The 13,574-nt window shown below is 65.7% G+C and carries 8 protein-coding genes; 5 read left to right on the forward strand and 3 right to left on the reverse strand.

The features are described from left to right. The first annotated feature begins 89 nt into the window (after positions 1 to 89). A complete protein-coding gene (locus tag Q4S45_RS03915; RefSeq protein ID WP_305509346.1) occupies positions 90 to 3,350 on the forward strand; it encodes a S41 family peptidase in 3,261 nt (1,086 codons plus the stop codon). Here the strand turns inward: Q4S45_RS03915 and Q4S45_RS03920 are convergent. Next, positions 3,347 to 4,519 (reverse strand): PLP-dependent aspartate aminotransferase family protein, encoded by a 1,173-nt coding sequence (locus Q4S45_RS03920; protein ID WP_374046074.1) that lies wholly within the window; start codon positions 4,517 to 4,519, stop codon positions 3,347 to 3,349. The genes Q4S45_RS03915 and Q4S45_RS03920 overlap by 4 nt on opposite strands. After that, positions 4,516 to 5,892: a cystathionine beta-synthase gene (locus Q4S45_RS03925; RefSeq protein ID WP_305509348.1), complete on the reverse strand. Its 1,377-nt coding sequence runs from the start codon at positions 5,890 to 5,892 to the stop codon at positions 4,516 to 4,518. The genes Q4S45_RS03920 and Q4S45_RS03925 overlap by 4 nt, the downstream gene beginning before the upstream one ends. 258 nt (positions 5,893 to 6,150) lie before the next feature. Here Q4S45_RS03925 and Q4S45_RS03930 point away from each other — a divergent pair, with 258 nt between their 5' ends. Next, complete coding sequence (locus Q4S45_RS03930; RefSeq protein WP_305509350.1) at positions 6,151 to 7,674, forward strand: dienelactone hydrolase family protein; 1,524 nt, start codon at positions 6,151 to 6,153, stop codon at positions 7,672 to 7,674. 50 nt (positions 7,675 to 7,724) lie between these two features. Here the strand turns inward: Q4S45_RS03930 and prpR are convergent, their stop codons facing one another. Beyond that, complete coding sequence (gene prpR, locus Q4S45_RS03935; RefSeq protein ID WP_305509352.1) at positions 7,725 to 9,326, reverse strand: propionate catabolism operon regulatory protein PrpR; 1,602 nt, start codon at positions 9,324 to 9,326, stop codon at positions 7,725 to 7,727. A 151-nt stretch (positions 9,327 to 9,477) separates the two neighbouring features. On the opposite strand from prpR, the gene Q4S45_RS03940 reads away from it, so the two are divergent. The 3 genes from Q4S45_RS03940 (at position 9,478) to prpC (ending at position 13,573) form a co-directional block, all read left to right on the forward strand. Continuing rightward, complete coding sequence (locus Q4S45_RS03940) at positions 9,478 to 11,271, forward strand: patatin-like phospholipase family protein (RefSeq protein WP_305509354.1); 1,794 nt, start codon at positions 9,478 to 9,480, stop codon at positions 11,269 to 11,271. A 233-nt stretch (positions 11,272 to 11,504) separates the two neighbouring features. Further along, a complete protein-coding gene (gene prpB / locus Q4S45_RS03945; RefSeq protein ID WP_305509356.1) occupies positions 11,505 to 12,389 on the forward strand; it encodes a methylisocitrate lyase in 885 nt (294 codons plus the stop codon). Between the two features lie 20 nt (positions 12,390 to 12,409). Then, a complete protein-coding gene (gene prpC / locus Q4S45_RS03950) occupies positions 12,410 to 13,573 on the forward strand; it encodes a 2-methylcitrate synthase (RefSeq protein WP_305509358.1) in 1,164 nt (387 codons plus the stop codon). Position 13,574: the final 1 nt, after the last annotated feature.

Below are 13,574 nucleotides of genomic sequence, written 5' to 3' on the forward strand. Positions count from 1 at the left end.
AGTCCCGATTTTATTTGCATATATGCACGTCCACCACCGTGGCGCTTATGGCAAACTCATGCTCTCTCGCAACTAAAACGCACCGAGCCATGATCCTGTCCCGTATAACCCTCGCTGTTTCGCTGGCGCTGGCGGCCAGCCACGCCTTCGCCGCCGAACCGTACTTCCGCTTCCCGTCGATCCGCGGCGACACCGTGGTATTCACCGCCGAGGGTGACCTGTGGCGCACCACGGACGCCGGCGGCAAGGCTCAGCGCCTGACCACGCATCCGGCCGCCGAGACCAATTCGGCCATCTCCCCCGACGGCAAATCGCTCGCCTTCTCCGCCTCGTACGAAGGCGCCCAGGAAGCCTACGTGATGCCGCTCGAAGGCGGCCTGCCGAAGCGGATCAGCTTCGACAACGGCGGCGTGGTGGTCGTCGGCTGGACCCCGCAGGGCGAGGTGCTGGTCAGCACCGACCACGCGACCGGCCCGGTGCGCCAGCGCATCGTCGTCGCGATCGAGCCGTCCTCGCTCAAGCGCCGCGTGCTGCCGCTGGCCGAAGCCAACGACGCGACGACGGACGACAGCGGCCGCTGGGTTTACTTCACGCGCATGGGCCTGTCCCAGACCAGCGACAATGTGCGCGCCTATCGCGGCGGCGCCCATGCGCAGCTGTGGCGCTACGACCTCAATGGCAAGGGCGAGGCCCAGCTGCTGTTCAAGGACGACGCCAACAATCGCCGCCCGATGTGGTGGCAAGGCCGCCTCTACTTCATCAGCGACGCCGGCGGTGCCGACAACATCTGGTCCTCTCTGCCCGACGGCAGCGACCGCCGCGCCCACACCAGCCACAAGCAGTGGGACGTGCGCAGCGCCTCGCTCGGCGACGGCCGCATCGCCTACCAGCTGGGCGCCGACCTGCACGTGCTGGACCTGGCGAGCGGCGCCGACAGCGTCATCAAGGCCAGCCTGATGTCCGACTTCGACCAGCAGCGCACCCGCCTGGTCCGCCCGGCGCTCGAGGCGCTCACGAGCATCGAACCGGCGAACAAGGCCGAGCGCATCGTGCTGACCGCGCGCGGCCGCGTGACGGTGGCCGGGGCCGACGGCCAGCGCCGCGTCGACATCGCCATTCCCGATGGCGCGCGCGCCCGCGGCGCCGTGTTCAGCCACGACGACAAATGGATCTACGCGATCGTCGACACCACCGGCGAAAACGAGATATGGCGTTACGCCGCCAACGGCTCCGGCCGCGGAGAGCAGCTGACCCGCGACGGCGCCAGCCACCGCCTGAACCTGTATCCGTCCCCGGACGGCAAATGGCTCGCGCACACCGACAAGCACGGCCGCACCTGGCTGCTCGACCTGGCCGCGCGCACCAACGTGATTATCGACGACGCCGGCAAGAGCGGCTTCGATACATCCGACGAGGTGGTGTGGTCGCCCGACAGCCACAACATGGCGTTCGTGCGGACGGGCACCGACGCGCAGCGCCGCCAGATCGGCATGTTCAACGTCGAATCGAAGCAGCTCGCGTTTGTGACCACCGACCGCTATTCGGCCAGCTCGCCGGCGTTTGCGCCGGACGGCAAATGGCTGTACTTCCTGTCGGCGCGCCACTTCAATTTGGCCAATGGCTCGCCGTGGGGCGACCGCAACATGGGGCCGGTGTTCGACAAGCGCGTGGGCGTGTACGCGCTGGCGCTGCAGCCGGGCGCGCGCTTCCCGTTCAAGCCCGACGACGAATTGAGCAAACCTGAGGCCAAGGCGGAAGAGGGCAAGGAAAAAGAGGCCGACAAGGCCGCGCCGAAAAAGCCGGAGTCGCCCGCCGTCACGTACGCCGGCCTGAAGGACCGCCTGTTCGAAGTGCCGGTCGAGCCGGGCAACTACAAGAAGCTCGAAGCCGACGCCAAGCGGCTCTACCTTCTCGATGGCGATAGCGTGCTGAAGACACTCGCCATCAGCCGCACGTCGCCCAAGCCCGAAGTATTCGTCGCCGGCGTGCGCGAGTTCGGCCTCACGGGCGATCGCAAGCACCTGTTCTACCGCACCGCCGCCAAGGCTGGACCAGGCGACATGCTGATCGTCGAAGCCGGCGCCAAGCTGCCGGCCGACGTATCGAAGGCCAGGATCACGGTCGAGGATTGGGCAATCCGCGTCGACCCGCGCCTGGAATGGACCCAGATGTTCAACGACGCGTGGCGCATGCACCGCGACTTCCTGTACGACGCCAACATGCGCGGCGTCGACTGGAACGCCGTGCGCGCGCGCTACGCGCCGCTGGCCGCGCGCGTCACCGACCGCGCCGAGCTCGATGACGTGCTGGGCATGATGGTGGGCGAAGTGGGCGCGCTGCACTCGCAGATCCGTCCAGGCGACGTGCGTCGTCCGCCAGCGGAGGGCGCCGCCGCCGGACTTTGCGCCGTGCTCACGCGTGTGGCCGACGGCTACCGCGTCGACCGCATCTACCGCGGCGAGCCGGAGCTGCCGTCCGAACGCGGTCCACTGGCCGCGCCCGACGTCAACGTCAAGGAAGGCGACATCCTCACCGCCATCAACGGCAAGTCGCTGGCCGACGCGCGCGACATCGGCGACCTGCTGCTGAACCAGGCCGACAAGCAGGTGCTGCTGCAGGTGAAGACGCCAGGCGGCGCGCCGCGCTCGGTGATGGTCACGCCGGTATCGATGGCGCGCCAGGGCAACCTGCGTTATTCGGATTGGGAGCAGGGCCGCGCCGACCAGGTCGAAAAGGCGTCGAAGGGAACGATCGGCTACCTGCACCTGCGCGCGATGACGCCGAGCGACATCAACGCCTTCGCGCGCGACTTCTACGCCAACATCAACCGCCAGGGCCTGATCATCGACGTGCGCCGCAACCGCGGCGGCAACATTGACAGCTGGATCATCGAGAAGCTGCTCCGCAAGTCATGGGCGTTCTGGACCTCGCACGGCAGCCTGCCTTCGCCGAACATGCAGGGCACCTTCCGCGGCCACCTGGTGGTGCTGGTGGACGAGCTGACCTACTCGGACGGCGAGACCTTCGCTGCCGGCGTCAAGGCGCTGAAACTCGGGCCACTGGTTGGCAAGCGCACCGCCGGCGCCGGCGTGTGGCTCAGCGACGGCAATGCCCTGATGGACAACGGCATGGCGCGCGTGGCCGAATTCACGCAGTTCTCGGCGCAGGGCGAATGGCTGATCGAAGGCGTCGGCGTGAAGCCCGACGTCGAAGTGGACAACCTGCCGCACGAAACCTTCGCGGGACGCGACCGCCAACTGGAAGTCGCGCTCGAACTGCTCGACAAGAAGATCGCCGAGCAGCCGGTCGCGCCGTACAAGCCGCGCGACATTCCCGCGCTGGGACGCTAGATTGCGGCCAGCGCGAGGCGCAGGTCCTCGCGCTGGTCGTCGACGTGCTCGACGCCGACCGACAGCCGGATCAGCGTGTCGCTAATACCCAGCTGCGCGCGCTGCTCGGCCGGAATGGTCGCGTGGGTCATCAGGGCAGGGTGCTCGATCAGGCTCTCGACCCCGCCCAGGCTCTCGGCCAGCGTGAACACGTGGCAGCGCTCGAGGAAGCGGCGCGCGCCCGCGAGGTCGGTCTCGAGCTCGATCGAGATGATGCCGCCGAAACCATCCATCTGCCGCTTCGCCAGCGCGTGCTGCGGATGCGATTCCAGGCCAGGGTAGTACACCTTGCGCACCTTCGGCTCGCGCTCCAGCCACTCGGCAAGCGCCAGTGCGTTGGCGCAGCTGCGCTCCAGCCGCAGCGCCAGCGTCTTGATCCCGCGCAGCACCAGGAAGCTGTCGAACGGCCCCTGGATCGCGCCCACCGAGTTTTGCAGGAAGCCCAGCCGCTCGGCCCATTGCGCCTGGTGCGGCGCGCCGCCCACCACGGCGATCCCGCCGATGACGTCCGAGTGCCCGTTCATGTATTTGGTCGTCGAGTGCACCACGATGTCGATGCCCGACTCGATTGGCCGCTGCACGATCGGGCTGGCGAAAGTGTTGTCGCAGACGGTGATGATGCCGCGCTCGCGGCAGATGTCGGCGATCGCCTTCAGGTCCGCCAGCTTGAGCATTGGATTGGTCGGCGACTCCACCCACACCATGCGCGTCTCGGGCTTCAGCGCGGCCAACAGCGCATCGGGATTCGACAGGTCGACGTAGGTGAAGTCGTGCCCGGCACTGTGCCGGCGCACCCGCTCGAACAGCCGGTAGGTGCCGCCGTACATGTCGTCGCCGGCCACGATGTGCGAGCCATGCTCCAGCAGTTCCAGCACGGTGGAGATGGCCGCGAGGCCCGAGGCGAACGCGAACGCGCGCGACCCGCCTTCGAGGTCGGCCACGCAGCGCTCCAGCGCCCAGCGCGTCGGATTGTGCGAGCGGCCGTAATCGAGCCCCTTGTGCACGCCGGGACTCTCCTGTACGAAGGTCGAGGTGGCGTAAATCGGCTGCATGACGGCGCCGGTGCTGGGGTCGGGTACCTGTCCGGCATGGATGACGCGGGTGGCGAGATGCTGTCGTTTGTCGGTCACGATAAATTCCTGCGCAAATGATTGAGAAGGTCGAAGCGGGTGATCAGGCCGTAGAACCTGTCGCTGTCGGCGATCACCGCGGTCAGGCCGCGGTCCAGGATGTCGCGCAGCTGCTGCATGCTGGCCGAGGGCGCCAGTGTCTGCAGCTGCGCTGTCATCGTCGAGGACACGGGTCCGCCGAACCCGCCTCCGTCGGCGGTGATGTGCAGCAGCAGGTCGGATTCATCGATGATACCGGCGAGCTTGCCGTTGTCAATCACCGGCAGCTGCGCCAGGTCGGCGCTGCGCATGCGGTTGAACGCGGTGAGCAGCGTATCGGTCGGCGCCACCGTGACGACATCGCCGCCATCGTAGCGGCGCCCGATCAGGTCGCGCAGGTCGCCCAGCCGCGGGCGCGTCAGCAGGCCCTGGTCGAACATCCAGCCGTCGCTGTACACCTTGCTGAGATACCGCGTGCCAGTGTCGCAGACGAAGGTGGCGACGCGCTTGGGCGTGGTCTGCGCGCGGCAGTAGCGCAACGCGGCCGCCAGCAGCGTGCCGGACGACGAGCCGCCCAGGATGCCTTCCTCGCGCAGCAGCAGGCGCGCGGTCTGGAAGCTTTCCTCGTCGCTGATGGTATAAGCGGTTTTCACGCGCGACATGTCCGCGATCGACGGAATGAAATCTTCGCCGATGCCTTCCACCGCCCACGACCCCGATACATCCGATACCTTGCCGGTGCGGATGTACTCCGCGAGGATCGAGCCCTTCGGGTCGGCCAGCACGAATTCGAGCTCGGAGTGGACTTCGGAAAAGTAATGCGACAGGCCGGTCAGCGTGCCGGCCGAGCCTACGCCGACGACGATCGCATCGAGCTTGCGGCCCACCTGGTTCCACAGCTCGGGGCCGGTGGTGTGCTGGTGCGCCAGCGGGTTGTTCGGATTGTTGAACTGGTCGGCGTACCAGGCGCCGGGAATGTCCTTGGCCAGCCGCGCCGCCACGTCCTGGTAATACTCGGGATGGCCCTTGCCGACGTCGGAGCGGGTCAGGTGGATCTCGGCGCCGAGCGCCTTGAGGTGCAGGATTTTTTCGACCGCCATCTTGTCGGGCACCACCAGCACCACGCGGTAGCCCTTGATGCGCGCGACCAGCGCCAGTCCGATGCCCGTATTGCCGGCGGTCGCTTCGACCACCGTGCCGCCCGGTTTCAGGCTGCCGTCGTTTTCGGCGGCGGTGATCATCGCCAGCCCGATCCGGTCCTTGATCGAACCGCCCGGGTTCTGGCATTCAAGCTTGAGGAACAGCCGGCACGGGCCGGTGTCGATGCGGGTCACTTCCATGACCGGGGTGTTGCCGATTAAAGAGAACAATGCCGCTTGCGATGCATGATGCATAGTTGCCTCCAGTGGCCGCATGGCGACACCTCATGAGCGGGCCGGCGGCGTTATCAACGTGAAATCACGAACCACGATTCTGCGCCAATTGCGCTGTGTCCGCATTGCCTTTTTTAAACGCACGGACGAGGGAGGCGGTCGCGGTACGGCGTCACATCCTGCACTTCATCCCGCTGTTTCGACAGTTGGTCGCACGGCCGCGTTCTTTGCAATCCTGTAATGTTATTTTTAATCATCTACACAACAGGATAAATTCCAATGTCCCTCCGGCCCTTTCTGATCCTCCTTGCAATCGCAGGCTCCGCGCAGGCAGCCCTGCCCAATGCGGTCACGCCTGACCTGATGCCTGACGTCGGCCCGCATGCGGTCGGCCTGCGCGTCGTGCAGCAATACGACTATAGCCGCGTACTGGATGCGCCCGTCGATGCCTTCGGCAATGCTGGCAACGTCGGGCCCGCCCGGCCAATCCAGACCCTCGTCTGGTATCCGGCAAAGAACAGCACGGGGGCGCACATGCAGGTTGCCGATTATCGCCAGGCCAGCCTGGCCGATGTCGACTTCTCCCTGTCTGGCGCCGACGCAGCGAAGCAGCGGGCAGCCTGGATGGCTGGACCGCAGAAGGCGCAATATGGCGCCTCCACCCTGGCGATACGCGATGCCGCTCCTGCCGCCGGCAAGTTTCCGGTAGTGATTTACGCCCCGAGCTTTGCGTCCTTCGCGCAGGAAAACCTTGACCTGTGCGAATACCTGGCCAGCCACGGCTACGTCGTCATTGCCAGCCGCAGCCTGGGAGCGCGCTCAGCCATAATGACCGATGACATCGAAGGCGTGGAGGCGCAGGCGACCGATATCGCCTTCCTCGCCAATTACGCGCAAACCCTGCCGCAAGCTGACATGAGCAAGGTTGCGGCAGCCGGTTTCAGCTGGGGCGGCATGGCCAACGTATTCGCCGCGGCACGTTCGAGCCGCATCAAGGCGCTGGTCAGCCTCGACGGCTCGATTCGCTTCCACCCAAAAATTTGGAGCGCGGCAACTTACGTGCGTCCGGCGCGCACGGCGGTGCCGATGTTGTTTCTCGGTGCGCGCATGCCAACGGCCGAGACGATGGAGCTGAGCGACAAACTGGGTCCGAGCTATCTCAATACCATGAAATATTCGGATGTCTACGTCACCACGATGCAACCGATGACGCACCCGGACTTCAGTTCGTGGCAGCTGCGCTTCGCCCGGGACGACGCGTTCGGTGACTACCAGCGCGCGGACGTGCTGCAGGCTTACCGCAGCGGCGCCTTGTACGTGCACAGGTTCCTGGACGCTTATCTGAAGAACGATGCCACGGCCTTGGCGTTCCTGAGGGAATCGCCGGCACGGCACGGAATCGGCCCGCAAGTGATGTCGATGGAATTCCGCCCCGCCAAATTTGCACTCCTTGGCGAAGCCGACTTTTTGCGCAGCTTTGTCAAAGCCGGCTACAAGGATGCGCAATCAATTTATTCCCAGATGAGCGCGGAGTCTCCCGACTTCAAGCTCAGCCCCCTGAACCTGAACGCTTTAGGTTATCAGCTGCTGCGCGGGAAAAACGCCCGCGGCGCGGTGGAGCTGTTCAAGCTGGCCACCTTTATCGAGCCGAAATATGGCAATGCCTTCGACAGCGAGGGGGAAGCGTACGAAGCGCTGGGTGAAAAAGAGCTGGCGATTGCCGCTTACGAAAAGGCGGTTGCGGTAGACAAGCGGCAGGTCAACGCGGTGGCCCGGATCAAGGCACTTCGCGCGGGCGGCTAGGCCGATCCATCGATTTTTCGCAGCCGTCAGGCCTGATGGCGGCGTGCGAGTCAGGTCAGGTTCAAGGACTTTAGCTTTCGCCACAACGTGGTGCGGCTGATCCCCAGGTACTCGGCGGCCTCATCGCGCTTGCCGCCGAAGCGCGTCAGCACTTCCTGGATCGACTCCGTGCGCGCAGGCGCTGCCGGCTCCGGCAGCGCCGCGTTGCGCCCCAGTTCCGGCGCCACACTGAGTACGAAGCTCGGCGTCAGCGCCTGCAGCGGCTCGGCCGCCAGGTAGAGCGCGAGGCGCTGCATCAGGTTGCGCAGTTCGCGCACGTTGCCGGGCCACTCGTAGCGTTCCAGCAGCGGCGCGCACGCGCCGATCTCCGCATGCAGGTTCGGATGCGGCCGCGCGCCCAGCGCCGCCAGCGCGTTCTTGAGCGACCACTCGGCCAGCGCCGTGATGTCGCCGCGCCGTTCGCGCAGCGGGGGCAGGGCGATGCGCAGCACGGCCAATCGGTAATACAGATCGGCGCGGAAGCGTCCCTCGCGCACGCGCGCCTCCAGGTCGCAATGCGTCGCGCTGATCACCCGCACGCTGACCGGCACCGGACGCGTGCCGCCGACCCGCACGACCTCGCGCTCTTCCAGCACCCGCAGCAGCCGCGTTTGCAGCGCCAGCGGCATTTCGCCGATCTCGTCGAGGAACAGGGTGCCGTGGTTGGCCGCCTCGAACAAGCCCGCGTGCCCGCCGCGGCGCGCGCCGGTGAAGGCGCCTTCCTCATGTCCGAACAGCTCCGACTCCAGCAGCGACTCGGCCACCGCGCCGCAATTGACCGCCACGAACGGCCGGTTCGCGCCCAGCCCGCGCGGACTCTCGCGATGGATCGCCTGCGCCGCCAGCTCCTTGCCCGTGCCCGTTTCGCCTTCGATCAGCACCGTCGCCGGCGATTTCGCGAACAGCACCACGGCCTGGCGCAGCTTTTCCATCGCCGCCGATTCGCCGCGCAGGTCGGCCAGCCCGTGGCGCGCGCGCAGCGTGTCCGCCACCACGGTACGCCGGCTGCGGTTCGCTTCGAGCTGGGTCTGACGCGCCATCTCGAGCGCATCGTCGAACGCCTGGCGGATCGACGCGGCCGAATACACGAACACCCCGGTCAGCCCGGCTTCCTCGGCCAGGTCGGTGATCAGTCCCGCGCCGACGATGGCCTCGATGCCGGCCGCTTTCAGCTCGTTGATCTGCGCCCGCGCGTCCTCCTCGGTCACGTAGGTGCGCTGCGCGATCGGCACGCCGAACGTCGCGCTGAACTCCGCCAGCTGCGGCAGCGCTTCCTGATAAGTGATCACGCCGATCCGGTCCGACACGCGGCGCGCGCGCGCCAGCGCCTGCATCATGTCGAAACCGCTGGCCTTGGCGATCACCACCGGCGCCGATACGCGGCCCTTCAGGTAGGCCGCGTTCGACCCGGCCGCGATGATCACGTCGCAGCGTTCGGCCGCCATGCGCTCGCGGATGGCGCGCGCGGCCTCGTCGAAGCCAAGGTTGATCGGCTCGATCGACGCCAAATGGTCGTATTCGAGAGTGATGTCGCGAAACAGGTCGGACAGGCGCGAGACGGAAACGGTCCAGATGACCGGCCGCGCCTCGGCGTCGTTGATTGGATAGCTCATGTTTCATTGTACCGTTTCAGCGTGAAACACGCGAAACCGACGCCGGATCCTGCCGACGCGCCACCATTTTTATATCAACAGTGCCAAAAAAACCACGGACGTATCCGAACGAAGCGGGTCTAATAAGGCTATCCAAAACGGGGAGGGCGCCATGAGTTCATTTGCCGACACCAGGAAGATCGTCATCGCATGCCAGGGCGGCGGCAGCCACGCGGCCTATGCCGCCGGCGCACTGAAACGCTGGCTGCCGCTCATCGAGAAAAGCCGCGGCGATCTCCACCCGATGAAGCTGGTCGGCATCAGCGGCACCTCCGGCGGCGGCTTGTGCGCCTTGCTCGCGTGGTACGGCCTGTTGCAGGGCGGCGCCGACCAGGCCTGCCGCAAGCTCGAAGCGTTCTGGCACGCGAACTGCGCCCAGACGCCCGGCGAAACGCTGTGGAACGCCGCGACGATCGCCGCCACCAGCGCGCTTCCGTTCGACCTCTCGTTCAGCCCTTACGTTCCGCCCTTGCGCGACGGTGTGGACTTGCTCACCTCGACCTGGCCGCAACTGGCCGACACGCTCGGTCCCTTCAACACCTGGGGACGCGGCGACTACTTCCAGCTCGACCGCCTGATCGCCCAGCAAGTCGATTTCGATCTGGTCGCCGCGCTCGGCGCGCTGCTCGGCGTCTCGAGAGACATCGCGCGCTGGCGCGAGGCCGACATCCAGTCGCGCATGAAACCTCCGCTCGCTCCGGCGGACAACGAAAAGCTCAAGCGGCAGCTCGCCGAACGTATCCACCGGACCGTCGAGGAACAGCCGGCGGCGCTCAGGCGCTTGATGGGCCCCGCCGGCTTTCGAGAAGGCTGCCCGCTCGACGTTGCGCTGAGCCGATGGTCCGGCCAGGTGGCCGCGGATCCCACCTCGTTCGACATCCTGGACGCCGCCGGCATGGACCTCATGGCGCAGATTCCGCACCTGCTGATGGGCGCCGTCGACATCGAGGACGGCGAATTCGTCGCCTTCAGTTCCGAGCGGGCGGCGACCGACGGCGGCATTTCACTGCAGGCGGTGCTGGCCTCGGCCGCGCTGCCGTGGATGTTCAAGGCGGTGGAGGTCCCGTTCATTGGCCCGGACGGCGCGCGATCGAAGCGCAGCTTCTGGGATGGCCTGTTCTCGCAAAACCCGCCCATCAAGAACTTCCTCGCCGGCGTCGAGGCGGAGCGCATGCCCGCCGAGCTGTGGGTCCTGCAAATCAATCCGCGCGACTTCGACGTCGATCAGCTGAAATTCGATATCGGCGACCGCCGCAACGAGTTGTCGGGCAATCTGTCGCTGAACCAGGAAATCTCGTTCATCGAGGCGGTCAACAAGCGCATCACGCGCGGCGACGATCACAAGCACCAGCCGGTGCAGGTCCACCGCGTCATCCTGGACCGCTGCGCCATCGAAAAATCCGCCCCCGTGAAACTCAATGCCTTGTCCAAGTCCGACCGCAGTCCCATCCTGAAGGACGCCTTGATGGCGCATGGCGAAATGCAGGCGCAGCGTTTCTTTCGCATGCGCGACGCCTTGAGGCTGGCCAGCGGGCCCCTCGACGGCCAATCCCGCGCCGACTCGGCCGATGCCTTCGCGGTCCTGCGTAATGTGAAGGACCAGTCGGGCGACAGTGAGCTGCACCTGAACTTCGATCAGACCATCCTGCCCACGTCGGCCATCGCCGACAATTCGACCCTGCGGGCGACGGCGCGCTGGCACGCCCGCGGCATCCTGGACGATGGCGCCGGCGTTCAACTGGAGGGCGCGATCGATTTCCTCATCGACGACCGCAGCGATCCGATCGACGTGCTGGAGATGCGCATCACCGAAGTGAAAATGGAGAAGGGCGGCCCCGCCCGCGCCAGCCTGCCGGCGCGCCCGCCTCGCGGCGTGCGTCCGCCACCGAAGGGGCGCCGGATGTAGAATGGCGCGGCGTGCCTGCGATGCACGGTGTTTCATCGTTTCACATTGAAACGTAATGTCAAACGTCCGTGGATCGCATGGCAATTATGCAATATTTTGCATAATCTTGATTTCAAAGGACTTATCCCCGCCGCCGCCTCGGTGAGCTGGCGCCGACGCCTGCTTGCAAGGCTGGCACGCCGCTTGCAATACCATCCCTGACGCAGTTCGATGAAACATACCAGGAGAATACGATGAGAGAATCCCGAGGCGCGCTGTTCCGCCGCGCAGTTGCCGAAGAATCGCCGTTGCAGGTGGTCGGCACCATTACCGCCTACACCGCGCGCATGGCCGAGCAAACCGGCTACAAGGCGATCTACCTGTCCGGCGGCGGCGTGGCCGCGAATTCGCTCGGCATGCCGGACCTCGGCATCAGCACCATGGACGACGTCATCACCGACGCCCAGCGCATCACCGACACCTGCGGCTTGCCGCTGATGGTCGATATCGACACCGGTTGGGGCGGCGCCTTCAACATCGCCCGCACCATCCGCCACATGATCCGCGCCGACGTCGCCGCGGTCCACATGGAAGACCAGGTCTCGGCCAAGCGCTGCGGCCACCGTCCGGGCAAGGAAATCGTCACCAAGGAAGAGATGGTCGACCGCATCAAGGCCGCCGTCGATGCCCGCCACGACGAGAACTTCGTCATCATGGCCCGCACCGACGCACTGGCCGTCGAAGGCCTGAATGCGGCGATCGACCGCGCCTGCGCCTACGTCGAAGCCGGCGCCGACATGATCTTCCCGGAAGCGATCACCAAGCTCGAAATGTACGGCCAGGTGCGCGATGCGGTCGGCGTGCCGATCCTCGCCAACCTCACCGAATTCGGCGCCACTCCGCTGTTTACGCTCGACGAACTGCGCGCAAACAAGGTCGATATCGCCCTGTACTGTTGCGGCGCCTACCGCGCCATGAACGCGGCCGCGCTGAACTTCTACAAGACGCTGCGCGCCGAAGGCACCCAGAAGAGCGTCGTGCCTACCATGCAGCCGCGGATGGAAATGTACGACTACCTCGGCTACCACGACTACGAGAAGAAGCTCGACTCGCTGTTCGCCCAAGGTAAAGAGAAATAATCACACTGGAGATTTGCAAGATGACTGATAAAGCACCAACCGAAGCCGTCGCATTCAAGCCGAAAAAATCCGTGGCGCTGTCCGGCGTCGCCGCCGGTAACACGGCCCTCTGCTCGGTCGGCAAGACCGGCAACGACCTGCACTACCGCGGCTACGACATCCTCGATGTCGCCGACAACAGCGAGTTCGAAGAAATCGCCTACCTCCTGGTGCACGGCAAACTGCCGAACGCCGCCGAACTGAAAGCCTACAAGACCAAGCTCAAATCGCTGCGCGGCCTGCCGCAGGTAGTCAAGTCGGCGCTCGAAGCGCTGCCTGCCGCCGCCCACCCGATGGACGTGATGCGCACCGGCTGCTCCGCGCTCGGCTGCGCGCTGCCGGAAAAGGACAGCCACGACATGCCGGGCGCGCGCGACATCGCCGACCGCCTGATGGCGTCGTTCGGCTCGATGCTGCTGTACTGGTACCACTTCAGCCACAACGGCAAGCGCATCGACGTCGAGACCGACGACGACTCGATCGGCGGCCACTTCCTGCACCTGCTGCACGGCGAAAAGCCGTCCGAGTCTTGGGTCAAGGCGATGCACACCTCGCTGATCCTGTACGCGGAACACGAGTTCAACGCTTCGACCTTCACCGCGCGCGTCATCGCCGGCACGGGTTCGGACATCCACTCGGCCATCACCGGCGCGATCGGCGCGCTGCGCGGTCCGAAGCACGGCGGCGCCAACGAAGCTGCGCTGGAAGTGCAGGAGCGTTACGAAAACGCCGACGAAGCCGAAGCCGACATCCGCCGCCGCGTCGAGAACAAGGAAGTCGTGATCGGCTTCGGCCATCCGGTCTACACCATCTCCGACCCGCGCAACAAGGTGATCAAGGAACTGGCCCGCAAGCTGTCGCAGGAAGCCGGTTCGACCAAGATGTTCGACATCGCCGAGCGCCTGGAAACCGTCATGTGGGACATCAAGAAGATGTTCCCGAACCTCGACTGGTTCTCCGCCGTGTCGTACCACATGATGGGCGTGCCGACCTCGATGTTCACGCCGCTGTTCGTCATCTCGCGCACCTCCGGCTGGTCGGCGCACGTGATGGAGCAGCGCATCGACAACAAGATCATCCGCCCGAGCGCGAACTACGTCGGTCCGGAAGACCTCAAATTCGTGCCGATCTCGGAACGCAAGTAAC

Source organism: Massilia sp. R2A-15, assembly GCF_030704305.1.
Lineage (GTDB): Bacteria > Pseudomonadota > Gammaproteobacteria > Burkholderiales > Burkholderiaceae_D > JAFCUW01.

Coding starts and splice junctions, on each gene's coding strand:
- Q4S45_RS03925 (WP_305509348.1), bottom strand. CDS start 5,892: ATGCATCATGCATCGCAAGCGGCATTGTTCTCTTTAATCGGCAACACC.
- Q4S45_RS03915 (WP_305509346.1), top strand. CDS start 90: ATGATCCTGTCCCGTATAACCCTCGCTGTTTCGCTGGCGCTGGCGGCC.
- prpR (WP_305509352.1), bottom strand. CDS start 9,326: ATGAGCTATCCAATCAACGACGCCGAGGCGCGGCCGGTCATCTGGACC.
- Q4S45_RS03930 (WP_305509350.1), top strand. CDS start 6,151: ATGTCCCTCCGGCCCTTTCTGATCCTCCTTGCAATCGCAGGCTCCGCG.
- prpB (WP_305509356.1), top strand. CDS start 11,505: ATGAGAGAATCCCGAGGCGCGCTGTTCCGCCGCGCAGTTGCCGAAGAA.
- prpC (WP_305509358.1), top strand. CDS start 12,410: ATGACTGATAAAGCACCAACCGAAGCCGTCGCATTCAAGCCGAAAAAA.
- Q4S45_RS03940 (WP_305509354.1), top strand. CDS start 9,478: ATGAGTTCATTTGCCGACACCAGGAAGATCGTCATCGCATGCCAGGGC.